General features: G+C 66.8%; 23 protein-coding genes. 13 read left to right on the top strand and 10 right to left on the bottom strand.

The genetic code is table 11. The features are described 5' to 3' along the window. Positions 1-42: 42 nt before the first annotated feature. Both hpaH and AAE021_RS06945 read left to right on the top strand, forming a co-directional pair. Entirely contained in the window at positions 43-828 is a 786-nt protein-coding gene (gene hpaH / locus AAE021_RS06950; RefSeq protein WP_342024885.1) for a 2-oxo-hept-4-ene-1,7-dioate hydratase, read from the top strand. Further along, the gene (locus AAE021_RS06945) at positions 813-1,616 is read left to right on the top strand and encodes an HpcH/HpaI aldolase/citrate lyase family protein (RefSeq protein WP_342024884.1); all 804 of its coding nucleotides are present in this window, start codon (positions 813-815) and stop codon (positions 1,614-1,616) included. Before hpaH ends, AAE021_RS06945 begins: the two co-directional genes overlap by 16 nt. A gap of 10 nt (positions 1,617-1,626) precedes the next feature. Here AAE021_RS06945 and AAE021_RS06940 read toward each other — a convergent pair whose 3' ends face one another. Together AAE021_RS06940 and AAE021_RS06935 are read right to left on the bottom strand one after the other, a co-directional pair. Next, positions 1,627-2,331: a M23 family metallopeptidase gene (locus AAE021_RS06940; protein ID WP_342024883.1), complete on the bottom strand. Its 705-nt coding sequence runs from the start codon at positions 2,329-2,331 to the stop codon at positions 1,627-1,629. 47 nt (positions 2,332-2,378) lie between these two features. Then, complete coding sequence (locus AAE021_RS06935; protein WP_342024882.1) at positions 2,379-3,587, bottom strand: low temperature requirement protein A; 1,209 nt, start codon at positions 3,585-3,587, stop codon at positions 2,379-2,381. A 220-nt stretch (positions 3,588-3,807) separates the two neighbouring features. Between AAE021_RS06935 and AAE021_RS06930 the strand changes: the two genes are divergently transcribed. The 3 genes from AAE021_RS06930 to AAE021_RS06920 are packed head-to-tail and all read left to right on the top strand — an operon-like array spanning position 3,808 to position 5,915. After that, positions 3,808-4,476, top strand: coding sequence for a maleylpyruvate isomerase family mycothiol-dependent enzyme (locus tag AAE021_RS06930; RefSeq protein WP_342024881.1), 669 nt, complete (start codon positions 3,808-3,810; stop codon positions 4,474-4,476). After that, positions 4,457-5,356, top strand: a complete 900-nt coding sequence (locus AAE021_RS06925; protein WP_342024880.1) for an alpha/beta hydrolase family protein — start codon at positions 4,457-4,459, stop codon at positions 5,354-5,356. Before AAE021_RS06930 ends, AAE021_RS06925 begins: the two co-directional genes overlap by 20 nt. A gap of 10 nt (positions 5,357-5,366) precedes the next feature. Next, positions 5,367-5,915: a GNAT family N-acetyltransferase gene (locus AAE021_RS06920; RefSeq protein ID WP_342024879.1), complete on the top strand. Its 549-nt coding sequence runs from the start codon at positions 5,367-5,369 to the stop codon at positions 5,913-5,915. Positions 5,916-5,928: 13 nt separating this feature from the next. Here AAE021_RS06920 and AAE021_RS06915 read toward each other — a convergent pair whose 3' ends face one another. Further along, entirely contained in the window at positions 5,929-6,195 is a 267-nt protein-coding gene (locus AAE021_RS06915; RefSeq protein WP_342024877.1) for a hypothetical protein, read from the bottom strand. A gap of 116 nt (positions 6,196-6,311) precedes the next feature. Here AAE021_RS06915 and AAE021_RS06910 point away from each other — a divergent pair, with 116 nt between their 5' ends. The 3 genes from AAE021_RS06910 (at position 6,312) to AAE021_RS06900 (ending at position 8,167) form a co-directional block, all read left to right on the top strand. After that, a complete protein-coding gene (locus tag AAE021_RS06910) occupies positions 6,312-7,163 on the top strand; it encodes an alpha/beta hydrolase family protein (protein ID WP_342024876.1) in 852 nt (283 codons plus the stop codon). Between the two features lie 59 nt (positions 7,164-7,222). Continuing rightward, the gene (locus AAE021_RS06905; RefSeq protein WP_342024875.1) at positions 7,223-7,615 is read left to right on the top strand and encodes a MarR family winged helix-turn-helix transcriptional regulator; all 393 of its coding nucleotides are present in this window, start codon (positions 7,223-7,225) and stop codon (positions 7,613-7,615) included. Between the two features lie 96 nt (positions 7,616-7,711). Continuing rightward, entirely contained in the window at positions 7,712-8,167 is a 456-nt protein-coding gene (locus AAE021_RS06900; RefSeq protein WP_342024874.1) for a phosphohydrolase, read from the top strand. Here AAE021_RS06900 and AAE021_RS06895 read toward each other — a convergent pair. Further along, on the bottom strand, positions 8,164-10,731 hold the full coding sequence (locus tag AAE021_RS06895; protein WP_342024873.1) for an MFS transporter: 2,568 nt from the start codon (positions 10,729-10,731) through the stop codon (positions 8,164-8,166). The two genes, AAE021_RS06900 and AAE021_RS06895, sit on opposite strands and share 4 nt — an antisense overlap. A gap of 185 nt (positions 10,732-10,916) precedes the next feature. On the opposite strand from AAE021_RS06895, the gene AAE021_RS06890 reads away from it, so the two are divergent. After that, on the top strand, positions 10,917-11,756 hold the full coding sequence (locus AAE021_RS06890) for a formate/nitrite transporter family protein (RefSeq protein WP_342024872.1): 840 nt from the start codon (positions 10,917-10,919) through the stop codon (positions 11,754-11,756). Here AAE021_RS06890 and AAE021_RS06885 read toward each other — a convergent pair. Next, positions 11,753-13,174: a PLP-dependent aminotransferase family protein gene (locus AAE021_RS06885; RefSeq protein WP_342024871.1), complete on the bottom strand. Its 1,422-nt coding sequence runs from the start codon at positions 13,172-13,174 to the stop codon at positions 11,753-11,755. The genes AAE021_RS06890 and AAE021_RS06885 overlap by 4 nt on opposite strands. Here AAE021_RS06885 and AAE021_RS06880 point away from each other — a divergent pair. Further along, positions 13,173-14,108 carry a DMT family transporter gene (locus AAE021_RS06880; protein WP_342024870.1) on the top strand — a complete coding sequence of 312 codons (936 nt, stop codon included), beginning with the start codon at positions 13,173-13,175 and terminating at the stop codon, positions 14,106-14,108. The genes AAE021_RS06885 and AAE021_RS06880 overlap by 2 nt on opposite strands. Before the next feature lie 27 nt (positions 14,109-14,135). Here the strand turns inward: AAE021_RS06880 and AAE021_RS06875 are convergent, their stop codons facing one another. Continuing rightward, positions 14,136-15,758: a Na+/H+ antiporter gene (locus AAE021_RS06875; RefSeq protein ID WP_342024869.1), complete on the bottom strand. Its 1,623-nt coding sequence runs from the start codon at positions 15,756-15,758 to the stop codon at positions 14,136-14,138. Positions 15,759-15,941: 183 nt separating this feature from the next. Here AAE021_RS06875 and AAE021_RS06870 point away from each other — a divergent pair, with 183 nt between their 5' ends. Next, complete coding sequence (locus AAE021_RS06870; RefSeq protein ID WP_342024868.1) at positions 15,942-18,491, top strand: alpha/beta fold hydrolase; 2,550 nt, start codon at positions 15,942-15,944, stop codon at positions 18,489-18,491. Here AAE021_RS06870 and AAE021_RS06865 read toward each other — a convergent pair. The 4 genes from AAE021_RS06865 to AAE021_RS06850 all read right to left on the bottom strand — a co-directional run bounded on the left by AAE021_RS06865 (position 18,454) and on the right by AAE021_RS06850 (position 20,785). Then, positions 18,454-18,720 (bottom strand): hypothetical protein, encoded by a 267-nt coding sequence (locus AAE021_RS06865; RefSeq protein ID WP_342024867.1) that lies wholly within the window; start codon positions 18,718-18,720, stop codon positions 18,454-18,456. The two genes, AAE021_RS06870 and AAE021_RS06865, sit on opposite strands and share 38 nt — an antisense overlap. A gap of 58 nt (positions 18,721-18,778) precedes the next feature. Then, positions 18,779-19,651 carry a putative protein N(5)-glutamine methyltransferase gene (locus tag AAE021_RS06860; protein ID WP_342024866.1) on the bottom strand — a complete coding sequence of 291 codons (873 nt, stop codon included), beginning with the start codon at positions 19,649-19,651 and terminating at the stop codon, positions 18,779-18,781. Positions 19,652-19,713: 62 nt separating this feature from the next. Next, a complete protein-coding gene (locus tag AAE021_RS06855) occupies positions 19,714-20,280 on the bottom strand; it encodes a DUF4334 domain-containing protein (protein ID WP_342024865.1) in 567 nt (188 codons plus the stop codon). A gap of 52 nt (positions 20,281-20,332) precedes the next feature. Next, complete coding sequence (locus tag AAE021_RS06850) at positions 20,333-20,785, bottom strand: hypothetical protein (RefSeq protein ID WP_342024864.1); 453 nt, start codon at positions 20,783-20,785, stop codon at positions 20,333-20,335. A gap of 152 nt (positions 20,786-20,937) precedes the next feature. Here AAE021_RS06850 and AAE021_RS06845 point away from each other — a divergent pair, with 152 nt between their 5' ends. Together AAE021_RS06845 and hrpB are read left to right on the top strand one after the other, a co-directional pair. Then, complete coding sequence (locus AAE021_RS06845) at positions 20,938-22,812, top strand: HNH endonuclease (protein WP_342024863.1); 1,875 nt, start codon at positions 20,938-20,940, stop codon at positions 22,810-22,812. Positions 22,813-22,895: 83 nt separating this feature from the next. Continuing rightward, on the top strand, positions 22,896-25,610 hold the full coding sequence (gene hrpB, locus AAE021_RS06840) for an ATP-dependent helicase HrpB (protein WP_425362458.1): 2,715 nt from the start codon (positions 22,896-22,898) through the stop codon (positions 25,608-25,610). The last annotated feature ends 18 nt before the right edge of the window (positions 25,611-25,628 follow it).

Below are 25,628 nucleotides of genomic sequence, written 5' to 3'. Positions count from 1 at the left end.
CTATGAACAGAAGTCGCACCCTATGAACGGAAAAGGAATCAGATGCTGGACAAAGAAACCCTCGCGGCGGTGGCCGATGAGCTGCTGGCGGCGAAGCAGACCCGCACCCCGGTGCCGTTGCTGACCGCCCGCTACCCGGACATGACCATTGAGGATTCCTACGCGGTGCAGAACCTGTGGCGGTCTCGGTTGATGGCGTCCGGCCGTTCCCTCGCCGGTCATAAGATCGGCCTGACCTCCAAGGCGATGCAGGCTGCCACCGGCATCACCGAACCCGATTACGGCGTCATCCTCGATGACATGGTGCTGGAGAACGGCTGCAGCCTGGACTGGGAGCGGTACACGCATCCGCGGGTCGAGGTGGAACTGGCGTTTGTGCTGGGCAAACCCCTCTCCGGCCCGGGCTGCACCATCTTCGACGTGCTCGATGCCACGGACTACGTGGTGCCCGCCCTGGAAATCCTGGACTCCCGGATCGAGATGGAGGGCCGGACCATCGTGGACACCATCGCTGACAACGCGGCGATGGGCGCCATGGTGCTCGGCGGAAACCCCACCGCGCCCAGGGACCTGGACCTGCGCTGGGTATCGGCCCTGCTGTACCGCAACCAGACCATCGAGGAAACCGGTGTGGCAGCCGGCGTCCTGAATCATCCCGCCGCCGGCGTCTACTGGCTCGCGAACAAACTTTCCGCGCACGGCACCTCGCTGGAAGCCGGAGAAATCATCCTGGCCGGATCCTTTACCCGCCCCATGTGGGTTTATAAAGGGGATTCGGTGCTCGCAGACTACGGACCGATGGGAACAATCACATGCCGCTTCGAGTAGAGGAAACGTTCGCCGCAAGAATGGCCGACGGCGGACGCCAGACCGGCATGTGGGTATCCTCCGGCAGCCCGCTGGTCGCCGAAATCTGTGCCGGTTCCGGCCTGGACTGGCTGCTGATCGACGCCGAACACAGCCCCAACGGCTTGGAATCCCTGCTGGCCCAGCTGCAGGCCGTGCACGGTTATCCGGTCAGCGCCGTGGTCCGGCCGCCCATTGGCGACGCCGTGCTGCTGAAGCAGTACCTGGACCTGGGCGTGCAGAACCTGCTCATTCCCATGGTCGACACCCCGGAACAGGCCGCCGGGCTGGTCCGCGCCGTGCGGTATCCGCCGCACGGCATCCGCGGGGTGGGCAGCGCCCTGGCCCGGGCATCGCGCTGGAACCGGATCGAGGGCTACCTCGAGAACGCCGCCGAGTCGGTGACGCTGCTGGTGCAGATCGAGACCGCCGCCGCCGTCGAGAACGTGGCGGGGATTGCTGCGGTCGACGGCGTGGACGGGCTCTTCATCGGCCCGGCGGACCTTGCCGCGTCCATGGGCCACCTTGGCCAGCAGGAGCATCCCGACGTCGTGGCCGCCGTCGAGCACTGCATCCGGGTGGTGAAGGCAGCCGGCAAACCGGTGGGGGTCAACGCATTTGCCGAGGCCACGGCCCGGCGCTACATCGAGGCCGGCGTGGACTTCATCCTGGTGGGTGCCGACGTCGCGCTTCTGGCCCGGGGGAGCGAAGCGTTGGCTGCCAAGTACATTTCCGCTCCCGACGGCAGCGAAACGCGGGCCAGCTACTGAAGTGCCGGAATCATCGAAGCGGCGGAGTTAGTGAACCGCCCCGGACCACTGAGGCTTCATCCGGCACGGTATTTCGGCGGCCGGTGAAGGTCCGGCCGCGGGCCGGCTTCTCGCCGAAGGACCGGAAACTCAGCGGCAGCCCCCGCGCGGTCCAGGGATCGATGCCGTCCATGGCCTGCACGTGCACGTGGGGCTGGGTGGAGTTGCCGGAGTTGCCGCAGGCGGCGATGTGCTCGCCCTCGCGGACCTGCTGTCCGGTGCGCACCCGGAGGGAACCGGCCTGCAGGTGCATCACGCCAACCACGGCGCCGCCGGGCACCTGGATGAGGATGTAGTTGCCCGCGATGGCGCCGGCTCCCTGACGCAGGCGGGCCGGCTGGCCCAGCAGGTAGGGGACCAGAGCCAGCTGCGACCGGCGTGCCTCGTGGTCCACTTCGCCGTCATGAACCGTGACCACCTCGCCGCTCACCGGAGCGAGGATGGGCCGCCCGAAACCGAAGAACAGCTCCGGCGGTTCCGTGCCGAAAGCCGTCCGCCAGCTGACGCCCGGAGCTGTCCGGCCGGCGTCGTCCACTCCCACAAAGTCGATCGCGTACGTGGTGGCCAGCAGATGGGTGCCGTGGCTGGGCACCCGGCGCCGCGGACTGTTTTCCACCTTCCACGTCCCAGTGAAGGGAAGGGACATCGTAACGGTCCGGTCCTCGCTGCTGCTCACGGTTCCCTTCTACACCGGTTGGGCATCGCTGTAACCATCGCGTCGCTTCAGGCCCCGGACGCGGCATCCCGGATGCCGGCTCTGGCCACGGCGTACCGCGCACTTTCCACCACCACCAACGCGCCGATGATGGCCGTGACCAGAAGAAGCGCCGCCAGGGACGTCAGCGGAGGACGGACGGCCAGCAGGAGGAGCAGCAGAGCCGCGGTTCCCAGGCGCCATTTCTTCCAGCCCGCCCCCATCCGGCGCCAGAAGGCCGCGACGCTCAGCACGTACAGGGCTGGTCCGGCAAACAGGGCAAAAAACCCGAGACTCCCCAGGGCCTTGCTGTCCTCCACATGCGCCAGGGCGTCTTCCACACCCAGTGCGGCCAGGATGATTCCGGCGACCAGCGGCAGGTGCAGGTACGTGTAGGCCTCCACGGCGGCGGAAGACCTCGCGGACCCGCGCAGTGCGGCAAAGCGGTGTTCGGCGGCGATCGCCGTGACGTCGAAGTACAACCACCAGAGACCGATCGACAGGCAGATTCCCGCCGCGGCACCGGCCAGCACCGGAACACTGACGGGTTCCTGGGATGCACCGACGCCGATGGCCACGATGGACTCGCCCAGGGCCAGAATCACCACGAGTCCGTACCGCTCGGTCCAATGCGCCGCCGAGTGGATCCGCCAGTTGCCGTGCCGCGAAATGAAGAACGTGATGACGGTGTCCAGCACCATGCCGGCCAGCCAGAACCAGGTCTGCGCAGTTCCACCCAGCAGCGCTCCGGTGATGACCAGCGCCGCTCCCAGAACAGCCGCGATGGTCAGCTTGCCGATCTGCCGGCGCAGCGGCCCGTCATTGCCGGCCGCATACATGTAGAGGACCAGATGGAGGACCCGGACAGCTGTATAGGTCACGGCCAGCACCAGCGGTCCGTGGAGGCCGCCGTCGAGGTCGTGAAACGCTTCCGGAATAGCCAGTGCGGCCATGAAGACCGCCACCATGACGGCGCACAGCCCGAAACGCATCAGCCCCTCATCGGCATGCGCCTGGTTCGCAAGCCAGGAAAACGGAGCCCAGGACCACCAGAGCAGAACCAGAATCACCATTCCCTGCAGCACGCCGAGCCAGGAATGCTCGTGCACCATGAATTCGGTGACTTGGGTGAAGGCGAACACAAACACCAGGTCAAAGAAGAGCTCAAAGGTGGTGACCCGGTGCGTTTCGTTCGAAATGCGGGCGGCGGAAAGGGACGGACGGCGCATATGCGGCATGGCACACACAATATGAGACGCCGGCCCCAGCTAGAAGGCCCTGCGAATGTCTGCCCAAGCGCGGCCCAAAGCCGGCCCGAACGCCAGTCCGACGCCGGCGCCCGGCTACAGCGTCCGGATGGGCGCTCCGGCGAGGAACGCTGAGATGTCCTCCACCACCTGCGGGAAGCCGCCGCTGGACCGTAGTGGATATCCGCCCTGCCGCGTGGTTATATGGCGCATGCCTTCCCGCCCTTCGGCCGCCGTGTGGCCCGTTGTTCACAGCGAACGCCAGGCCCTCATCAGTGACCTTGAATCGCTCACCCCGGATCAGTGGACCCAGCCGTCGCTGTGCTCCGGCTGGGATATTCACGACGTGCTCGCCCACCTCGTGGACACCGCGAAGACCACCCGTCTTCGCTTCCTCCGCCAAATGATCGCGGCAAGGTTCGATTTCGACCGGGCCAACAAGGACGGGATCACCAGGGCACGGGCCGCGGCGCCGGAGGAGACGCTGGCTGAATTCCGCCGGGTCCGCAACACAACCAAAACGCCGCCTGCCGCTCCGGCAACCCGGCTCGTGGAAGCCATCGTGCACGGTGAGGACATCCGGCGTCCCCTGGGGATTTTCCATTCCTATCCGGGCGAGTCGGTGGAGGCAGCCCTGCGGTATCAGCTCAAGACCGGCATCTTCCTGGGCGGCGGCAAGGAACGCGCGGAGGGCTTCTCTCTGCAGGCCTCCGATTCACGCTTTGGCCATGGCTCCGGACCGCAGGTGCAAGGCACCTTGCTGGCACTTCTCATGGCCGTCTCGGGACGCCCGGCGAGTCCGGAAGATTTTTCCGGGGAAGGCGCCACGGTATTTGTCCGCGGGCTGGAACAAGGGGATCGTGGCGCCGGTGACCGCTGAGCATTTTAGAATTCCCGTGCCGGCCGGAGGCGCGGTTTCGGGAATCCTGCGAACCCCTTCCAATGGATCACCGACCGCCGCCGTGGTGATCCATTCGGCGACGGCGGTGGCGCAGCGGGTGTACACCGGCTTTGCCGAGTACCTGTCCGAGAACGGATTCGCCGTCCTGACGTACGACTACCGCGGGATTGGCGCCTCCGGCAGCCCGAAGCGTCACCGGCACCTGCGGATGCGGGACTGGCTGGAACAGGATGTGCCCGCCGCGACTGAGTGGCTGGCCGGCCGCTTCCCGGGCGTGCCGCTGCTCGCCGTCGGGCATTCCCTGGGCGGGCAGGCCATGGTCCTGGGGAATGGAACCGACAACCTCGCGGGTTTTGTGGCGGTGGCTTCCCATGGGGGAAGGACCCGCGCCGTCGAGGTCCGCAGGGAGCGGATCCGGGTGGCGCTGCTCCTGCGCGTCGTCGGGCCGGTGTGCGCCCGGGTGCTGGGGTTCGCTCCGGCCCGGCGGCTGGGACTGGGCGAGGACATGCCCGGCACCGCAGTGCTGGAATGGGGCGGCTGGTCCCGGAAGCCGGGCTATTTCTTCGATGATCCCAGCATGTTTGCCGCGAAGCGTGCCGCCGGGGTCACGGCTGACGTCTTCGCCGTCGGAATCAGCGACGACCTGTGGGCCACCTCGGCGCAGATGGACTGGTTCTTCGGCCACCTGACGCATGCGCGGGTGGAGCGGCGAATTTATGTGCCCGACGACGGAGGGGTCCCGGTGATCGGGCACATGGGCTTTTTCCGGCGCGGCATGAAGGACAAACTCTGGCCGGACATTCTGGCCTGGCTCGAAGACAGGGCCGCTCGCCGGGAATCAGGGGCGCATTTTGCATAGCATGAGGCGCGTGCGTCAAAAGACCCAGGCCTGGAGCCCGGTCACCACCGAACGGCTTCTGCTGCGGCGGCTGGAACCGGCGGACCGGGAAGATGCGGTCCGCATCCACTCCGACCCCCGGACAAACCGCTACAACCACGACGATTTCGGCCCGGCAGCTGCAGAGAAGACTTTCCGGATGTTCCTGGACCACTGGGACCGGGAGGGGTTCGGGTACTGGGCCGTGGCTGAACGCAGTTCACCCCAAACGATTATCGGCTTTACCGGCCTGCACTTTGGCACAGTGGACGGCACGGAAATCCTCAACCTGTATTACCGCTACGACCCCTCCGTGTGGGGCCGCGGATATGCCACCGAAGGAGCCATTGAATCGGTAAGGCGGGGACGGCTGCATTTTCCGGAACTCCCCGTCCTGGCCCGGACCAACGACCTTAACCGGCCCTCACAGCACACGGCCCTGGCCGCCGGCCTGAAGCGCTACCCGGAACTGGACCGGCAAAGCGGTGTCCGCCTGCACCTGTACTTCACCCTGGGCTGGCCGGATGGAGTTTCACGCTAGGGCTGCGGAACGGCTAGCGGGAATAGTCCCGCGGGTCCGGGGTTTCACCGTTGGCGGTGGCTTCAATCCACTCGACGCCGGAATCGGAGAAGAGGAAGCCGGAACCTGACGGCTCCCAGCCCCCGAACCACCAGGCGTCCGCCGCCGGCACGCCGCCAACCCTTTCTATCTCCTGCCGGATGGCTGCCGGAACAGCATCACCGTTGTTGTCGATGAGCCAGGTGCGGGTTTGCTCGGTGAGCCGCGGCCACCACTGGTTTATGTCGATAAAGTTGCTCATGGTTCGACAGTGTTCCACTCCCTTACCGGATCGTCGACGGGTTGCCCGGAGCCTGGTGTAGATTACTTCGCATGCGAAATAATAGCGTGACCCCAGTCACGTCCGAAAGAATCAGCATGCCGGTTCCTACGGGTGGCGCGCTCGCCGGCACTTTGCGCCTGCCGACCCATGGTGTTCTCCGCGCCGCCGTCGTTATCCATCCCGCCACCGCCGTGGCTGAGCGGCTCTACACCGGCTTTTCCGAATATCTGGCCGATAACGGCTACGCCGTCCTGACCTACGACTACCGCGGCACAGGTTCCTCCGGCAGTCCGAAGGCGAACCGGACCATCCGCATGCGGGACTGGATGATGCACGACGTCCCGGCTGCCTCCGGATGGATGGCCGAACGGTTCCCGGACCTGCCGCACCTCGCCGTCGGACACAGCATTGGCGGGCATGCCATGGCACTGAACAACGGCACTGACGGGCTCCTGGGGTTCGTCGCCATAGCCTCGCACGCAGGCGTCACCAAGGCCATCGCGGATCCGAAGGAACGCCTCCGTGTGTGGGTGGTCCTGCGAATCCTCGGCCCGATCACGGGCCGGCTGCTCGGCGTTGTCCCAGGCCGAAAAATGGGCCTGGGCGAGGATATGCCCGGCGGAGCCATGCTCGAGTGGAGTTCCTGGTCGCGCCGGCCGAACTACTTCTTTGATGATCCCAGCATGCAGGCCGACGAACGCGCCGGCCGGGTCAGGACCGAGGTGCTGTCCATCGGCTTCAGCGACGACCTCTGGGCCACGCCCGGACAGATCAACGCCATCTACAGCCGGCTTCCCAATGCTGCTGTGGAGCGGCGGACCTACACGCCCGACGACGCCGGGGCCCCTGCAATCGGACACATGGGCTTTTTCCGGCGCGGGGTTAAGGAGAAGCTGTGGCCTGAGGTCCTTGCCTGGCTCGACGGACGGATCGCGAAGCAGCCGTGAAACAGGGCGGCGGCGGGCTAAGCAGCGGCAGCCTCCGGCGTCCACCGCGGCTGATCTTCTTGACCCTGACGGCCGAGCGGCGGCTGCGCCGGTGGATTGGCCGCCGGGGTGAGGACCGCGGGCTCAGCGCGGCCGCCTCCGGGGTGCTGCTATACCTGGCTACCCGTCCCGGCGCGAGCACCGGTGAGGTGGCCGAAGCCGTGGACGCCTCCCCGGCGGGGCTGAGCGGGCTGCTGTCCCGGCTCGAGAAGTCCGGCCTCATCACCCGGGCGCCGGACGTGGCGGACCGCCGGACCATCCGGGTGACTCTGACCCTTGACGGAAAGGCCGCGCTCGGCGTCGTGCAGTCCGCCCTGGGCGAGCTGAACGAAAGGATCACCGACGGATTCAGTGCCCAGGAGCTGGCCGTCGTCGCCCGTTGGCTGCGGCATGTTTCGGAGGTGCTGGACTAGGTCGAGGGGAACTGGGGGAGGGGCCGCTTAGAGTGAGGGCATGCGCCAGAACTCGAATTGAACCAGTGGCCGATGCAGGCCCAGCAGGGAGAACACATGGAAAGTCTCATAGCCCGCGCGGAAAGCGTGGCCAGGGCAGCCCACGAGGGGCAGACGGACAAAGCCGGAGCCCCCTACATCATCCACCCCGAGCGGGTGTCCCGGACAGCCGTCGAAACGGCACCGAACCATTTGCGCCAGGAGGCCGGGGCCGTGGGATGGCTCCACGACGCCGTGGAAGACACCGCAACCACTCTGGAGACACTGCGTGCCCAGGGTTTCCCGGAAGCGGTGATCGAAGGGGTGGACGCCATGACGAAACGCCAGGGCGAACCACCTGAACGCTACTTTGAACGTGTCCGGGGCAATGAAATTGCGCGCATCGTCAAAGCAGCGGACCTGGATGACAACACCAGCCCCGAGCGGGTCGGAAAACTGGATGAGGAGACCCGGGCGCGGCTGGCCGCGAAATACCGGCGCTCGCGGGAGCTGCTGGCAGGTTCCGTCGACTAGTGCTGACGACCCGGAATGGGCGCCGTGGCCCAGAACGCCAACGCAGCCACGGGCAGGATCACGCCCAGGCTGGTGAACAGCTCCAGTGCCACCGGCCCCTGGCCGCTCACTGAGCCGGTCAGCATCATGGTGACAGTGATGGAGGAGAGCATAAACACCGGCACCATGGCCACCAGCAGGGCGGTGCCCGCAGCGCGCACCCCGGCACGCCGCCGTCGCACCGCAACCCACAGCGCCGGCAGCACCAGCGCGATCCACACCCAGTGGTGGAACCAGGAGATCGGCGAGATGGCCAGCATGACGACGGAGTTGGCGCTGATGGCGGCTATCAGGTCACCGCGCTCGTCCGAGCGTCGAATCGCGAGATAGCCCAGAACGACGACGGCGGCCGAGGCCAGCAGCCACAACGGCCGTTGCAGTGACTCGGGCGTACCCAAATGCGCGATCAGCGAGTTCAGTGACACGTTGTACATGTCGGTGGTGTCGCCCACCCGGGTGGAATCAAAGAGCGATTCAAACCAGAAGAGCCGTGACTGTTCCGGGGACGCGAGCCAGCCCACAGCCACTGTGGCCGCAAAGGTGAGTCCCATCGTGAGGATGGCACGCCAGTCGCGCCGGGCCAGGAAGATCAGTCCGAAGGCCAGCGGAGTGAGCTTGATGCCCGCAGCGAGCCCGATCAGCATGCCGCGCGGCACCCGGCCCGCCGGACGAAGCAGGTCCGCCACGATCAGCAGCATGAGCATCGGATTGATCTGCCCAAAGCCGAGGCCCTCGCGCCACGGCCCGAGCACGCCAATCAGCAGGGTGGCCAGCACAACAACGCCGGCGCTGCCGCCACGCGCTGCACGGAACCGTTCCGGGATCACCTCGTTCTCCTGAAGGTAGCGGGCAACGAGGAAAGCGGTCAGGACCAGGCATACGCATGAGGTCGCCGTGAGCAGGACCAGCCCCAACGCCTCGGGCATGAACGCGAACGGCGTCAGCAGCAGTGCGGCGAACGGCGGATACGTGAACGGCAGTCCGCGGGTGTCGGTCTGCACCAGGGCCGGGTCATACAACTGGTGTTCACTGCGGCCGAGGAAGGCCAGTGCGCCCTCGCGGTAGACGGTGAAGTCCAGGCCGTGAATCTGAGCGCCGAACACCACCAGCACAAGAGCCGCGGGAAGGCCGAGAAGGAACCAGAGAACCGTGGTGCGGGTGCGGGTGCCGGGTTCCGCCGTCGTTAATGCCATGCCTGAAAGTCTAGTGGTGCCGCCCCAGCCCGCGGAGCGCGGGTTGCCTAGGCAGCAGCCGGCTACGAGTGCCGTCGCAGCACCGCAGCCGGCAATCACCATTGCCGGACCGATAGCGTCGCTCATCCATCCCAGCACGTTGTTGGCAACAAGCAGTGGCAGCATCTGCGCGAGCAGCGCCACTGACTGGATGCGCCCCAGATGTGACTCGGGAACCAGGAGAAGCAGCAGCGGCGCGGCCTTGGCGCTGAAGACTCCGGTTCCCAGTCCGGCGACGACGGAGAGCACGCAGCACAGCCACATCCCCGGCACCCAGGCCATGGCCACCATGGCCGCGCCGCACAGCACCAGACCTGCCACCGGCGGAAACCAGGCGAAAGCTCGTTGGCCGCGAACCACAATGAGCAGGACAACCACAGCCATGCCCGCGGCATACCCGCCCGACACCGTGCCCGCCGCCGCCGCATCCCAGTCCCGGTTCCGCGCCAGCAGCGGAACGAGCAGCGTGGTCAGCGGCAACACCAAACCGGACACAGCGGCCAGCAGGCCAAGGACGGCGCGCACCTGCGGCAGGGACCAGGCGAGCCGCAGGCCGTCCGCTGCTTCCCGAAGGATGGACCGGCGCGGCGAAGTGACGGGCGCGGTGACGGACGCGTGCGCCGGATCGCTCCCCGGCGCGGCTAATCCGGCCCCACCGGCCCCACCGGCCCCACCGGTCGCGGCGGTCGCGGCACCGCGCAGCGACAGGAGCACCGCGAACATGAACAAGTAGCCAACCGCAGCCGCTGCAGCGCTGCCGCCCAGCGTCAGCCAGGCCACGACGACGCCTCCGGCCGCAGGCCCGGCAGCGGCGGTGAGCTGGATCAATGCCTGCCGTGCGGCCGTCGCGCGCAGCAGACCCGACCCGGGCGTGAGGAAGCGCGGAAAGGACCCGGACGCCGGGCGGTAGAACGCATCGGCGGTGCCCAGGACCGCGGCCGTGCCCAGGAGCAACCACAGCGGCGTCCCCAGGGAAAACACCAGGGCCGCGGCGGCGGCGGAAACGCAGAACATCAGTCCGTCCATCCGGATCATCATCTTCCAAGGGCCTGATCTATCCGCTGCCACTCCGCCGTGGAGGGCGAAAACGACGCGCGGAAGCGTCACGGCTGTCAGCACCAGGCCCGCAGCGGCGCCGCCGTTCCCGGACGCGGCCCAGCCCAGTCCGAACGAGAGGATCTGGGTGCCCAGGAGAGTCCAAACGGTACCGAAGAGCCACCACCAGTACGACGGCGATATGCCCGCCTCCGCAGCGGGGACGCCCTTTCGCAGCGAACCTGCGGGCTGACGCATTCGTGCTCCTGACCGATCTGGTGTTCCGGATCACTGACTGATCTAGAAGAGTAGATCACTTTGTGCGACCTGTCATGCATCCCACTTTTCATCAGCAGGCTTAGTGTTTAGCCATAGGGGTTGAGGCGCCCGCACCGGCCAACACCGGTCCGCACCGGCCCACACGGAAAGGACACCGGGACACAATGAGCGAGGAACGCCGCAGGGAAATCGGAGAATCGGACGCACCGGTGGAGGATGAGCTCCAGGAGTCCTTTGACAACACGGTCACGGAAGGCGCCGAGCGCCTGCACCGAACCGTCCGCACCATCCTCGTCACCGGTGTATTCGGCGGATTGGAAGTAGGACTGGGCGTGATGGCCTATCTGGCTGTCCTGCACGAAACCGGGGACCACCTGCTGGCCGGCATTGCCTTCAGCGTGGGGCTGATTGCCCTGTTTCTCGCGCACAGCGAATTGTTCACGGAGAACTTCCTGATGCCGGTTGCCGCCGTCGTGGCCAAAGAAGGCAGCATCAAGCAGCTGGGCAAACTTTGGGGCGGCACCCTGGTGGCCAACCTTGCCGGCGGCTGGGTGTTCATGTGGATCGTCATGCAGGCCTTTCCGCAGTGGGAGTCCACGGTGGCGGAATCGGCCAAGCATTTCACCGATGCACCGTTCTCGCTGCAGACGGTTGCGCTGGCCATTCTCGGCGGCAGCACGATCACCCTGATGAGCCGGATGCAGCAGGGCACCTCATCGGACCCGGCAAAGATCGTGGCCACGGTCATTGGAGGCTTCCTCCTGGCCGGGCTCCAGCTGTTCCACTCAATCCTGGATTCCCTGCTGATTTTCGGGGCGATCCAGTCCGGCGCCGGAATCACCTACCTCGAATGGCTGGTGTGGTTCGCCTACACCCTGCTCTTCAACATGGTCGGCGGCCTGGTGCTGGTGACGGCTCTGCGGCTGCTCAGGACCAGGGAGCTCTTTATGCAGCACCGCAGGGAAGCCCCTGACGATCCCGACGAATCCCGCCGCAGCGGTTAGGACTCACTCCGCTGCCGCGCCATAGCGCTGCCAATAATTCGTGCTCCTTCAGGAAAGGCGCCAGGATTCTGCCCGGAGTAGTTCAACCGGAGGTGTGGTCCGGTGGGCTCGGCCGGAAACCACTCATCGCCGGTGCCGACCACCACGCCGTCGCTCTCGCAGTCCCGCACGAGCCGGGGCAGGTCGGTGCCATCCGGCAACCGAAGCCATAGATTCAGTCCGCCGTGCGGCAGCACTGGCAGCTCGGCCCCGGGAACATGCTCGCGCAGCGACGCCGCCAGCAGATCGCGGCGGCTGGCCAGCTGCCGGCGCAGACCGCGCAGGTGGGTCTTCCACGCAGGTTGGGTCACGACGTCGAGCGCCACCGCCTGCAGTATCGGACTGACATACATGGACTGCGCCTGGGTATCGGCCAGGATGCGTTCCCGGGCCGGACCGCGGGCCACGATGCCGGCCACCCTCACCGCCGGAGACACGCTCTTGGTCAGGGAGCGCAGATAGACCACATGACCGCCGTCGTCCCGGGCCGCCAGGGGGCTTGGATCCGCGCTGATGCCAAAGTCGTGGGCCCAGTCATCCTCGATGAGGAACGCACCGAACCGGCGCACGACGTCGAGCACCTCAGTCGAAAGATCCGGCGTCCACTGGATGCCGGTGGGGTTGGCAAAGGTGGGCTGGGCGTAAAAGGCCCGGGCACCGGTCTGCTCGAAGGCGCGCACCAGATCTGCGGGATCGGGACCGCTTTCGCCGCTGGGAATCGGAATGACTTCCACGCCTGCCTGCTCCGCGGCGAGGATGGCGCCCCAATAAGTGGGCGATTCCATCAGCAGCGGCCGACCGGCACCCACCAGCGCCCGGAAAGCGGTGCTGATTCCGCTCTGGCTGCCGGGGAGGACGACGACGTCGGCCGCCGCCGGGGGAGCGGCACCGGCCGGGGCCGCTGCTTCAAGCTCCGCAGCGAACCACGCCTGCAGCTCGGGCAAACCCGCGGCGGGGGAACGGCTCACTGCGGCACTGCTCCGAGCCGCCCGCGTGAAGGCTGCCCGGACAAGCCGCTCCGGCAGCAGCTCCCGGTCGGGATAGCCCGAGTGCAGGGCAATGACGTCATTGGGCGCGGTCCGGAGTGCGGCGGACAGCTGGGGCAGGCGGGCCTGGGGAGATCCAAGCGCTGCAGTCTGCCAGCCGTAGTCGTGCGCGCGGGCCATCCGGGCGGCGCGGACAAAGGTGCCCACGCCCGGGCGGCTTTCGATCACACCCTGCGCGCTCAGTGTCCGCAGTGCCTTCTGCACGGTCACCGGGCTGGCTCCGTACTGTGCCACCAGCTCACGGGTGGATGGAATTCGGGTTCCCGGCGCCGCCGTCGAAATCCAGGCCCGCAACCCTGTGACGATGCGTACGCTGCTGCTATCGTGAGACATGACACAGCATAGTAGCGCTACTCTCCGTCAGGCACCACTGCTATCCACTCCCGGCGGCGGTCTGAAGGCCGGGCTCGGGTGGGGTTTGCTGGGCGTTGCAGCGTTTTCCCTGACCCTGCCGGTGACCCGGATTGCGGTTCAGGACGGCGGTCTTTCTCCGCTCTTTATCGGTTCCGCCCGCGCGGTTATTGCCGCCCTCCTGGCAGCGGCAGCCCTTGCCCTGACCAAGCAGCACTTTCCGCAACGGCGGCAGTGGGCGCGCCTGGCGCTGGTGGCCGGCGGAGTGGTGCTGGGATTTCCGCTGTTGACATCCTTCGCGCTGACGACTGCTCCGGCCAGCCACGGCGCCGTCGTCATCGGTTTGCTGCCTGCGGCCACAGCTGTGGCCGCCGTCCTGCGGGGACATGAACGTCCCCCGCTGTTCTTTTGGATCATGGCCGGTGCCGGCGCAGCCGCGGTGGTGGTTTTTGCTGCGCTTCACGGCGGGGGACTGGTTGGACTCCACTGGTCAGATCTGCTGCTCTTCGCTGCCGTGGCGGCCGGCGCTGTGGGTTATGCCGAGGGCGGTTTGCTCTCGCGCGAACTCGGCGCCTGGCAGACCGTGTCCTGGGCACTGGTCCTGGCGTCACCACTCATGGTGGTGCTGACCGCAGCGGCGGTCATCCGGCAGCCGCCGTCGGGCTCTCCCGCTGAGTGGGCGGCGCTCGGCTACCTCGGTGTCATCAGCATGTTTCTCGGATTTTTCGCCTGGTACCGCGGACTGGCCATAGGCCCCATGGCGCAGGTGAGCCAGATTCAGCTGGTCCAGCCGGTGTTGACCATCTGCTGGGCGGCCCTGCTCCTGGGCGAGCAGCTCGCCTGGCCCACACTGCTGGGCGGGGCTGCGGTCATCGCCTGTGCGGCGGCATCCGTCCGGGTCCGGTTGCGGCGGTAGCTTACGAGCGGTTCGTGAAGCAGATCTTCACCGGGCCCCGCCGTCATCATCGCCGGGGTTGCGGCGGGAGGCAAGCCGGAGTTCCTCCACATCCAGTACCGCCTGCACCCGCAGCAGGACGGCGTCGTCAATTCGCCGCTCGTCCCGCAGCCGGATGACGGTGTTCCGTTTCAGGGCCAGCAGTGCCAGGCCCAGGTCCCGGTACTGCGCGGCGCGTGCAAGGTGGCGGGCGCCGTCGTCGTTCCCCCGCGCGTCGCCCTGCAGTGCGTTGAGTGTCGCCAGGCGCCGTTCATACTCGGAACGGACCTCGTCGGCGACAACCGTATCGGTGCCGAGCTCAGCGGCCACCTGCGGTAGTGCCTCCAGCGCAGTCCGGACAGCTGAGGTTTCAGCCAATTGCTGCTCTTCCTTCCGCCGGGCCGCATCCAGCGGCATTCTGGCCCAGCGTGCAATCACGGGAAGCAGAGGTGCCTGGATGACCAGCGTCAGAATGATGACGCCGGTGGCCACAAATATGATCAGGTCCCGATAGGGGAAGGGCTCACCGGATGCGGTGTACTGCGGGGTCGCCAGAGCTGCGGCCAGCGAGACGGCGCCGCGGAATCCCGCCATCCCGCTCACCACCCGGGTCCGGTTGTTGACGGGCCGTTTCAGTTGGCGTTCACGCCGGTCCAGCAGCCGGAACACGTAGGCATCGACAAACAGGTACAGCAGCCGGACGGCGACAATCACCGCGGTCACCACCGTCACCAAAAACAGGCCCTGTGCCAGCTGCCGGCCGGGCAGCTCGCTGACGGCGCGCGGCAGCTCCAGCCCGACCAGGACAAACAGGGCTCCGTTAAGGAGGAACGTGGTCAGGGACCAGAACGCCTGCCCCTGCTGGCGGGTATCGGCACGGATGATCCGTGGGCCGGCCTGACTCATTGCCAGACCCACCACGACGACGGCGAGCACCCCCGAAGCGTTGATGACCTCCGCAAGGACAAAGGCGGTAAAAGGAGTCAGGATGGTCACCACGTTGCCCAGCAGGGGATCCTGCACCCAGCGCCTGACGCGGAAACTGACCCAGGCGGTCAGCAAACCGGCGGCGATGCCGCCCGCATAGGCCAGCAGGAACAGTCCGGAAACCTCGAGCGTGTTCAGTTGTTCCGTGCCGGCGGTGATCCCGACCGCCACCCCGTAAATAACCAGTGCGGTTCCGTCGTTGATCAGGCTTTCCGCGCGCAGCAGCGTGACGTAGCGGTGGGGAAGGACACTGGCCAGGGCGCCGACGGCGGTGGCATCCGTGGGTGCAATAGCCGCCCCCAGGACCCACGCCGGCCCCCAGGGCAGGCCAAGCGCGTGGGCGGCGACGGCGACCGCCCACGCCGTGACCACCACCAGTGCGGTTCCCATCAGGACGATGCCGCGCTGGTTGCTGCGGATCTCGCGCAGCGAGGTGGTGATGCTTTCCCGGAACAGCAGCGCCGGCAGGAAGAGGAAAAGCACAGCTTCGGGCGGCAGCTCCACCTGCGCCAGTGCCGGAATGAAGCCCAGCGCAATACCGCAGACCAGCAGCAGCACTGGTGCCGGCAGCTTCGTCCGCCGGGCGGCCAGGGTGCACAGGAGTACGGCGGCCGCCAGGATCACGACCAGTTCGGAGGCCAGCATGTCAGCGGCCGGGAGCGGAGCCGGAGCAATTATCCATCTTCCAACGGTAGAGGCGTGCCCGGTGCTGCGGGAGGGTTGCCCGGCGGCAGCTCGACCATGGGGGGCATCGAATGTCGGACCGGTCCGCTACTCTCGGTTTCAGCGGTATGAAGGCGTGCCGGCAAACAACAGCGGGGAGCAATAATGGCATCCGGAGAGACCCTGGAACACCTGGACGTGCTGATCATCGGCGCCGGGCTGAGCGGGATAGGTGCTGCCTGCCGGCTGCTTACCGACCATCCGGACCGGTCTATTGCGCTGTTCGAGTCCCGCGGCCGCTCGGGTGGAACCTGGGACCTCTTTCACTATCCGGGAGTGCGTTCGGACTCTGACCTGTACACCTTCGGTTACGACTTCCGCCCGTGGCTGGAGGAGAAGGCCATCGCGGACGGCCCGAGTATCCTGCGGTATCTCCACGAAACGGCCGCCGAGTATGGGGTGGACCGCCTCATCCGTTACCACCACCGCGTGGTCTCGGCTGACTGGTCCAGCCGGGATTCGCACTGGAAGGTGCGTGTTGAGCTCACCAGAACACCCGGGGTGGGGCAGGACGCAGCCAGCCAGGGCGGCACGGACCCGGATGGCATCGGTCCCGACGGAAACGCCGGCGAGCCGGTCGGCACCGGGGAGTTTCTGGAGCTGACAGTCGGCTGGATCTTCAACGCCGCCGGATATTACCGCTATGACCAGGGCTACGCACCGGACCTTCCCGGTCAGGACAGCTTCCGGGGCCCGGTGGTTCATCCGCAGCACTGGCCCCAAGGCCTGGAGGTGTTGGGCAAGCGGATAGCGGTCATCGGCAGCGGTGCCACCGCCGTCACGCTGGTGCCGGCCCTGGCCGATCTGGGCGCGCAGGTGACCATGGTCCAGCGCACCCCCACCTATATCCTGCCTATCCCCGCCGAGGATCCGGTCGCACACCGGCTGCGCGGCGTCGTCGGCCCCGAACGCACCGGACGAATCATGGCTGAAGTCAGCGCGCGCCGGCAGCGCTTGATCTGGTCAGTGTGCCAGCGCTGGCCGCGCGCATCACGCAGGATAATCCGGGCAATTCAACGTAAGGCCCTTCCTCCGGGCTTCGACGCGGACACGCATCTGAACCCTCCTTATGGACCGTGGGACCAGCGGCTGTGCGCGGTTCCGGACGGCGATTTTTTCGCCGCCCTGCGAAGCGGCAATGCGGAGATGGTGACCGGAGAGGCGGTCGGATTCAGCTCAGGTGGAATCAGGCTGGCCTCGGGGCAGGAAGTGGCCGCCGACGTCGTCGTCACGGCCACCGGATTCACCATCCAGCTTCTGGGCGGAATGGAACTGCGGCTCGACGGCGAGCCGGTGGACCTGGCCCAGCATGTGGCGTACCGCGGCGTTATGCTCAGCGGCGTTCCGAACATGGCGTTCGCCATCGGTTACACCAATGCTTCGTGGACGCTCAAGATCGGGCTTTTGGCTCACTGGTTTTCCCGGCTGCTCACGCATATGGACCATCACGGCTACGCAGCTGCAGTCCCGGTGACACCCGAAGGGCTGCAGACCCGGCCGCTGCTGGACTTCGGCGCCGGCTATGTCCAGCGGAGCCTGGCCAAGCTCCCGCGGCAGGGGACCGAAGCGCCGTGGCTCATGACAATGAACTTCCTGGCCGACCGCAGGGACCTGCAAAAGGGCGCGCTCATTGATGAGCATCTGCGGTTCACCGGGCCGGAGGGGATGCCTCCCGGAGTTGGACGTGCGGCGAACGCGCAAGCGGACCGCTTCGCGACCCTGGGTACGGGCGTGCGGATGTGTTACCGGGTGGAAGGGCCCGACGACGGCGAGCCGGTGGTCCTGATCTCCGGCTTGGGGATGGATCTCACGTCCTGGCCCGCCGCTTTTGTTGACGGCCTGGCGGCTTCCGGATACCGCGTGATCCTGCCCGACAACCGCGACACCGGCCGGTCCAGCAGGATGGCCACGCCCACGCCGAGTCTGCTGGACCAAGCGTTGGGCCGCCCGGTTCCGGGCGCGTACCGCGTGGAGGACATGGCAGCGGACGTAGTTGCCCTGTTGGATCATCTGGGTGTGGGACGCGCCCATATCGTGGGCATGTCACTGGGCGGAATGATCGCCCAGTCTGTTGCCGCCCATTATCCGGAGCGCGCCCTGACGCTGACCTCCATGATTTCGACCACGGGGGCGCGGAAAACCGGGGCGGCGGCGCTGTCCACCAAGCGGCGCTTCGCAGCCCGGCCGCCGCGCACCCGCGATGAGTTCATTCGTGCACGTGTGGGGATGATGAGGCATTTGGCCGGCCGCACCCATCCCGCGGATACCGCAACGGACACCGCGGCAGCTGCAGTGGCGTGGGAGCGCGGCAATTTTCCGGACGGCGGCAGCGCGCGTTCGCGGCAGCTGGGGGCCATCAATGCATCACAGGACCGCACCCGTGATTTGGCCCGGATCACTGCTCCAACACTCGTCATCCACGGCGACCGGGATCCGATTGTGCATCCCAGCGGGGGAGCGGCAACCGCTGCTGCGGTGCCCGCTTCCCGGCACGTCACCATTCCGGGAATGGGGCATTACTTCCATCCCACCGTGGTGCCGGAGCTGGTCCGTCTTGTCACCGGCCACCTGGCGGCGGGGCGAAGTCCTGTGCCGGGCCGGGACGACGCGGGTAGTTCTACTGAGCCATTCCGGGCTGTACCGGAACAAAGTTGATCTTGTTGTTGTCCAGGACCCGCTTCTTGGCGATGCGGGTGAACCCCTTGGCATCCAGCTTGTTCTTGCTGCGGAACTCAGCCAGGGCGTCGTCGTACGCCTTATTGATCCGTTCACCGGTGACAACTTCGGTGGTTCCATCGGTGAAAGTGATGCCGACGGATGCCGACTTGGGGAGATGACGGTCCATGCGGATGAAGCCGTCGTTGTCCTGCTGAAGATTGATCAAGTGGTTCCACCTTTGGAGATTGCGAACTTCCAGTCTTCCCTATTCCGGTGCCTGCGCTTTACCAGGATTTCCGGCGCCCGACGGCGATGGTGGCGTCAGTGGCCTTCCTGCGCACAATTTCCGGCGAAAATCCGTGCAGGCCCATGATGCCTTTCACTGTTTTTGCCTGCTGCTTGCTGCATTCCAGCAGCAAATACGCACCGGGGCGCAGCCACTCTGGTGCAATGGATACGATCCGGCGGAGGACATCGAGCCCGTCGCTGCCGCCGTCGAGGGTGAGGGCAGGTTCGTGGTCGCGGGCCTCCCGTGGAAGAGTCGCCAGCCGGGCACTGGGTATATAGGGAGCATTTGCCGCGACAATGTCCACCCGGCCGAGGAGATCCCGGGGCAGCGCGGAGAACAGATCACCCGCCAGGACTGTGGCCAGCCCGTCGAGGCTGGTGCGGGCGCAGTCCACTGCTTCGGGTTGGAGGTCCACGGCAAACAGCTTGGGGGCGGGCAGTGTCGGCTGGAACAAGGTGGGCCGGGAGGACGTTTGGGCGGCGATAGCCAGTGTTACGGCGCCCGAGCCGCAGCACAGCTCGACGACCGTCGGACCCGACGTCGTCGTTGGAGCGCCCGTCGTCGTTGGCCCGGACATCGTCGCCAGAATCTGGACCGCATGCTCGGCAAGCAGTTCCGTCCGCCGCCGCGGAACGAACACCCCCGGCGCAACAGGTATCCGGAGTCCACAAAATTCAGCCCACCCGAGAATCTGCTCCAGTGGCTGTCCGGCGATTCTGCGCCGGACCATGTCGTCCAGGCGGTCCGCGTGGCCCGGATCTCCCATGCTTCCGGCTTCTTCAATGAGCAGGGCTGCTTCCTCCGCAGCAAAAACACAGCCGGCAGCACTGAGACGCGCCACGAGTGCTCCCGAGGTTTCCGTATTCACCGGATTACTGTCACAGGTCCGGTGCGGGGGAGCAATGGCCTGCTGTTCCAACACCTGAAAAATTACTGGTCCGGGCTCATCCGGTGGAGCGAAAAGATGAACGGAGGGCCGGGCTCCCGCATATCCATGGCGCCCAGCAGCGTGTTGGTGTCGACCCTGCGGAAGGCGTCGTTAACCGGCAGCGCGTCGTAAATCATGGTCGCTGACACTACGCCGCGGTATTCCATCATGCGAAGCCGGGCCCTCGGTTTCGTTGTCCGGGCCAGCTGCAGGAGTGGGCGAACGATCCTGCCAACTGCACGTTGGCGGAGCAGTGGACCGCACCGCAGCGCCAGATTCAAGGGAACGAGCCCGGGATTGAATTCAAACCGGCGCCCGGTCGACGTCTCGAAAATGAGCGGGTGGACGGAGTCCCCGTCGTCGAACCTCTTTCCCTGCCATCCCAGGATGCCGAGCACGCCGTCCAGCCGGTGCCCCGTTGGCAGTTCGGCGCCCCGCCAGGAACCACTCATCTCGTCAAGCTGTACAGGGGGAAGCGAATCGAAGAAGGCCAGAGCCTCCGCTGGCACGGCTCCGCCGCTCATGCTGCGCAGCTGATCCGCCGGCGTCTGTTCATTGGGTTGACTCATCTTGGTTCCCTGATCCTTTCGCGAACTGCTGCGTCCTTCGGGAACTGGTTGCTTAGCGGCTGGGGAAGTCCCCTTCGTAGTCGTTCCACGTCCCGGCCAGCTGCTCCATGGCCGACTGCTGGTCCTGCACCGACGCAGCCTTGCCGTCGAAATCCATCACAAAGTAGTTCACGCTGAACCCGTCCTTCACCGTCGATGCGTAGTTAGCTGCTGCTGGGTGGCTCCTGAAACGGTAGTAATTGGCTTCCGCCGTACTGTACGCCTCGATGCAATTGAGCTGATGCCCACAGGCATCCTCGGTGATCTCCCGAACCTCGGTAGTGACGTCTTTTGCGTCGTATTCAGAGTTCATGACGTCCTCGAGAGTGAGGGTGAGCTGGGGGTGCAGAAAGACATAAATCAGGCCAGTTCCGAGAATAAGAGACATCCCGACTAATACCGCCATAATCCATTTCTTCCCCATGCCGTCATTATGCAGGAGCTCCTCCAGCACTGCGGCAGGCATGACGGCTCTATCGGCACCTGACGCACATCAGACTGTCATCTCTGCGGCCGGCTTTTACTTGGGGTGGCCGGCGAGATCCAGGCCGGATTCGAGTAACTGTCCCGTATGTAAAACCCGCAGGGAATAGGGCCTGGATCACTAAAATAGAACCTATGTACTACTCCGCGGGAAACGACGACGGCGCACCGGCGACCCGGGGTGGCGTCCGCCGGACGTCGTCTTCCCCGGGCGACGGCGGCAAAGGCGGACGGGCGCTTGGAACACAGCAACCGGAGCCGCAGCCGGCGGCGGCGGGCAGCACGGGTGCCAGCACGCTTGCGGAGTTGGAGGCCCTGGAGCGGGTCCTGCTGATCCGGGAGATCCGGGCCCTGGAGGACTTAAAGGGTGCCATTGCCGCCGCCCAGGCCCGGGCCGCTGCGGCTTTTGATGCCTCCACCCGCCGCGCGCAGGCCGCCGCGGGACTCACCTCCGGCCAGCTCGGCAAGGGCGTCGCCGCTGAAGTGGCCCTGGCCCGCCGGGAATCCCCGCACCACGGAGCGAAACTGCTGGGCCTGGCAAGGATCCTGACCACGGAAATGCCCCACACCCTCGCCGCACTCTCAAAAGGAGTGATCAGTGAGTGGCGGGCCACCCTGCTGGTCCGGGAGACCGCGTGCCTGTCCCTGGCCGATCGGCAGGAAGTGGACCGGCAGGTCGCCGGGAACCTGGCAGAGCTCGAGCAGCTCGGTGACCGGAAACTAATCAACAGGATCAAGTCCCTGTCCTATGGTCTGGATCCGCACGCCGTGGTCAACCGTGCCGCGCACGCCGTGTCGGAACGTTTTGTGTCCTGCCGTCCGGCCCCGGACACCATGACCTATCTGACCGCCCTGCTGCCCGTGGCCCAAGGGGTGGGGGTGTATGCGGCGCTGACCCGGGAAGCTGACCGGCTACGCGGGGCCGGGGATCCACGCACCAAGGGCCAGATCATGGCCGACACCCTCGTGGAACGGGCCACCGGGCAGGCTCGGGCTGAGGATGTGCGGATCGAGGTGCAGCTGATCATGACGGATCAGACCCTGCTGCACGGCATTCTGCCCAATGACACGACAACCACCGGTCCCGACGCCAACTCAGCCGATGCTGATAGGGCTGCCGCCACCGCGGGCGCTTACGGGGCTGCCGGCACCGATCCTGTCCATACACGGTCCAGCCGGGGTGGGGACTGCACAACCGGAGCCGGTCCCGGGAGCGGCAGCCGGAGCGCGGGCCACAGCCGCCCCTGGACCGAAGCCGGCATCGACCCCGGCGGTGCAGATAGAACCCCGCCCGAGGTTAGACCCGATACAAAACCAGGACCCCTGGCTTCGGCGGAACCGGCAACCGGAGGGCAGAGCACATCGTTTGTTCCCGAGGGAGCGGAGCCGGCAGTGCTTACCGGCTACGGAATCGTCCCGGCCCAGTGGGCCAGAGACCTCGTCCGGGGACCACATCCCACGGAACCGGAACCAAAACCAAAACCAGAACCAGACGAACCAGACGGACCGGCCACCGAACGGGGCGCACCACCCACGCGTCCGGATCCGCAAACGGAAGTATGGCTCCGCCGCCTCTACATCGCCCCGACCAGCGGGCAACTCACGGCCATGGACTCGCGCGCCCGGCTGGTGCCCCACGGCCTTGCCCGGCTCATCGCGGCCCGCGATCAGGTTTGCCGCACACCGTGGTGCGGGGCGCCCATCCGGCACTACGACCACATCACACCCGTCCACGCAGGCGGCACCACCACTGCCGAGAACATTCAGGGACTCTGCCAAGCCTGCAACCAGGCCAAGGAAGCACCCGGCTGGGAATCACGGGCCACCAAGACAGCCAAGACAGCCGGGACAGTCAGGACAGCCGCCGGAGTCCCCGCTGAAAGCGACGGGCCCACCGGGAGGTCCACTCCCTTGCATCCGAACCGGCACACCGTGACAACCGTGACGTCCACCGGACATGCCTATTCATCCACGGCGCCGCGGCCGCCCGTTCCACGCCCAGCGTGGTGAATCAGGGGGCGTGAAGCATGGGGAGCGTGCAGTAGGAGAGGTTGCGGGACGTGAACCCCGAGGCGAAGAATCTCTCCTCACTCATGACGCGGGACAATGGACGAGTGACTACACCGCACACCGCACTGGAACCTGCCGCGCACCACCATCCCTTCAACCTGCAGGCCATCGGTGCCGGACTGGTGTTCGCGGAGTCACTTCCTGAACTGGCTGCCGCGCTTGAGCCGGCAGGATCGGCCCCCAACGGGGCAGCAGCAGTTGTCCAGGCACCTCCGGGCACCGGGAAGACCACACTGGCACCGCCGCTGATCGCCAACCTGATCGGTTCCCGTGCAGACGGCGCATCCAAACCCTTACGCGTCGTCGTCACCCAACCCCGCCGGGTGGCCGCACGTTCGGCGGCCCGGCGGCTTGCCTCGCTGGACGGCAGCCCTGTTGGCGGCCGGGTCGGCTACACCGTCCGCGGTGAGAGCCACACGGGACCGGACACCATCATCGAGTTTGTCACTCCGGGAATCCTGCTTCGCCGCCTGCTGGCCGATCCCGGACTGGAAGACACCGCCGCCGTCGTTCTTGACGAGGTCCATGAGCGCGGCCTGGACACTGACCTCCTCTTGGGAATGCTCACCGAAGTCCGCCAGCTGCGCGGAGACCTCACGCTGGTCGCGATGTCGGCCACCGTCGATGCGCCCCGCTTCGCCTCACTCATTGGCAACGACGACGACGGCGGGCCGGTACCCGTCGTGGGCTGTCCTTCGGCGCTGTATCCGCTGGACATCCGCTGGGCCCCTGGCACCTCGTTGCGGATGGACGAACATGGTGTGACCCGCTCCTTCCTGAACCACGTTGCCGTTACCGCTGCCGCAGCCCACGGGGAGATGCTCGCCGGGAACGCGCAGGCGGACGCACTGGTTTTCGTCCCCGGAGCGTGGGAGGTGTCCTATGTGGCCGGCCGGATCCGCAGCCAAGTGGCAGCGGAGTCCGGACCTGTTGCCACAACCGAGGTGCTGGAGCTGCACGGGCAGATCGACCCAAGGGAACAGGACCGTGCCGTCTCCGGCCGGCGCCCCGGAGACCCGCCGCGGATCATCGTCTCCACCAGCCTGGCAGAATCGTCGTTGACCGTGCCGGGAGTGCGCCTGGTGATCGATTCCGGCCTTGCCCGGGAACCGCGCCGGGATGCCGCACGCGGGATGTCGGGACTTGTCACGGTGTCCTGCTCCCGCGCGTCGGCGGTGCAGCGTGCAGGACGCGCCGCCCGGCAGGGACCAGGCCGGGTGGTCCGCTGCTACGACGAACGAACCTTCGGTGCTTCGCCGGCCCATCAGACCCCGGAAATCGCCGTCGCGGACCTCACCGCTGCGGCACTGGTGCTGGCATGCTGGGGAACGCCGGGCGGAGAAGGACTGGCCCTGCCCGATGCCCCGCCACGGGCAGCCCTGGCAGATGCACAGGCCGTCTTGCGGGATCTCGGCGCGGTTGATTCCAGCGGTGCAGTCACCGCTCTCGGCAAGACCCTGGCGGGAATTCCATCCGATCCGCGGCTGGCCCGGGCGCTGCTGGACGGGACCGCCGTCGTCGGTGCCCGGTCTGCGGCCGAAGCTGTGGCCCTCGTGGCCGGTGATCTCCGCGCCTCCGGTGCCGATCTCTCCCGGCTGCTCACCAGCCTGCGCGCCGGACGGGATCCGGGAGAGCGGCGCTGGGCAGAGGATGTGCGGCGGCTGCAGTCCCTCTCGCGCACAAGCGCCCGTACCCGCAACGGCGCCGCCAATGCGCCTGCAGTCTCGGTGCCTGGAACGGAGGCCCTCGGCTTCGTCGTCGCACTGGCTTTTCCGGACCGCATTGCCCGGCGGGTTCCCGGCAGCGCGGGCACTGGGGAACGCTATTTGCTCTCCTCCGGAACCCGGGCCGGCCTGCCGGCCGGCAGCCCGCTGACCGGACACGAGTGGCTTGCCGTTGCCGAAGTTTCCCGCGCTCAGGGACGCGACGCTGCCGGAACCGGGGCCGTCATCCGCTCGGCGGCGCCGTTGAGCCAAGACACAGCGGAAGCCGCAGCCCGGCATCTGCTGGAAGACACCGTCGAGGCATCCTTTAACGGAGGCCGTGTCATGGCCAAGCGGGAACGGCGGCTGGGGGCGATTGTGTTGTCCTCCACACCGGTCCGCCCCACACCCGGGGAAGGCCGGGCAGCCGTAGCCCGCGCATTGGCACGGGAAGGGCTCGGTGTCATTGGGTTTTCACCGGCTGCCGACACGTTGCGCCGCCGGATGGCACTGCTGCACCGCGAGCTGGGTGAGCCCTGGCCGGATGTTTCCGAACCTGCACTCCTGGCCCGGCTAGATGCCTGGCTGGCACCTGAGCTGCATGCGCTGGCCGCCGGAGCGTCAGTCAACGGAATCGACCTGGTGGAGCCGCTGCGCCGGCTGCTTCCGTGGCCGGAGGCGTCGCGCCTCGGGGAACTGGCACCGGAACGGCTGCAGGTTCCCAGCGGATCCCAGATCCGGATTACCTACCCCGCAGTGGACGACGACGGCGGCCGGCCGGTCGTGGCCGTCAAGCTGCAGGAGTGCTTTGGCTGGGCTGAGACGCCGCGGCTGGTTCAGGGACGGGTGCCGGTGTTGTTCCATCTGCTCTCACCGGCCCGGGCGCCGCTGGCCGTCACCGATGATCTGGCATCGTTCTGGTCCGGGCCGTATCTGCAGGTGCGTGCCCAAATGCGGGGCAAGTATCCCAAACACCCCTGGCCGGAAGATCCCTGGGCAGCAAAGGCAACGGCCAAAACTAAGGCCCGGATGTAGCGCCGCCCGGATGTGGCG

The organism is Arthrobacter citreus (genome assembly GCF_038405225.1).
Taxonomy (GTDB): Bacteria; Actinomycetota; Actinomycetes; order Actinomycetales; family Micrococcaceae; genus Arthrobacter_B; species Arthrobacter_B citreus_A.
The sequence above is the reverse complement of the archived record's forward strand: the minus strand, read 5'-3'. Positions and strand labels throughout refer to the sequence as shown.

Excerpts from the sequence above, each read along its gene's own strand:
- AAE021_RS06855 (WP_342024865.1), bottom strand. The coding sequence starts at position 20,280 with ATGAGTCAACCCAATGAACAGACGCCGGCGGATCAGCTGCGCAGCATG.
- AAE021_RS06930 (WP_342024881.1), top strand. The coding sequence starts at position 3,808 with ATGCCTTCCCGCCCTTCGGCCGCCGTGTGGCCCGTTGTTCACAGCGAA.
- AAE021_RS06915 (WP_342024877.1), bottom strand. The coding sequence starts at position 6,195 with ATGAGCAACTTTATCGACATAAACCAGTGGTGGCCGCGGCTCACCGAG.
- AAE021_RS06885 (WP_342024871.1), bottom strand. The coding sequence starts at position 13,174 with ATGTCTCACGATAGCAGCAGCGTACGCATCGTCACAGGGTTGCGGGCC.
- AAE021_RS06875 (WP_342024869.1), bottom strand. The coding sequence starts at position 15,758 with ATGCTGGCCTCCGAACTGGTCGTGATCCTGGCGGCCGCCGTACTCCTG.
- hrpB (WP_425362458.1), top strand. The coding sequence starts at position 22,896 with ATGACGCGGGACAATGGACGAGTGACTACACCGCACACCGCACTGGAA.
- AAE021_RS06900 (WP_342024874.1), top strand. The coding sequence starts at position 7,712 with ATGGAAAGTCTCATAGCCCGCGCGGAAAGCGTGGCCAGGGCAGCCCAC.
- AAE021_RS06845 (WP_342024863.1), top strand. The coding sequence starts at position 20,938 with ATGTACTACTCCGCGGGAAACGACGACGGCGCACCGGCGACCCGGGGT.
- AAE021_RS06890 (WP_342024872.1), top strand. The coding sequence starts at position 10,917 with ATGAGCGAGGAACGCCGCAGGGAAATCGGAGAATCGGACGCACCGGTG.
- AAE021_RS06880 (WP_342024870.1), top strand. The coding sequence starts at position 13,173 with ATGACACAGCATAGTAGCGCTACTCTCCGTCAGGCACCACTGCTATCC.
- AAE021_RS06870 (WP_342024868.1), top strand. The coding sequence starts at position 15,942 with ATGGCATCCGGAGAGACCCTGGAACACCTGGACGTGCTGATCATCGGC.
- AAE021_RS06850 (WP_342024864.1), bottom strand. The coding sequence starts at position 20,785 with ATGCCTGCCGCAGTGCTGGAGGAGCTCCTGCATAATGACGGCATGGGG.
- AAE021_RS06945 (WP_342024884.1), top strand. The coding sequence starts at position 813 with ATGCCGCTTCGAGTAGAGGAAACGTTCGCCGCAAGAATGGCCGACGGC.
- hpaH (WP_342024885.1), top strand. The coding sequence starts at position 43 with ATGCTGGACAAAGAAACCCTCGCGGCGGTGGCCGATGAGCTGCTGGCG.
- AAE021_RS06895 (WP_342024873.1), bottom strand. The coding sequence starts at position 10,731 with ATGCGTCAGCCCGCAGGTTCGCTGCGAAAGGGCGTCCCCGCTGCGGAG.
- AAE021_RS06910 (WP_342024876.1), top strand. The coding sequence starts at position 6,312 with ATGCCGGTTCCTACGGGTGGCGCGCTCGCCGGCACTTTGCGCCTGCCG.
- AAE021_RS06935 (WP_342024882.1), bottom strand. The coding sequence starts at position 3,587 with ATGCCGCATATGCGCCGTCCGTCCCTTTCCGCCGCCCGCATTTCGAAC.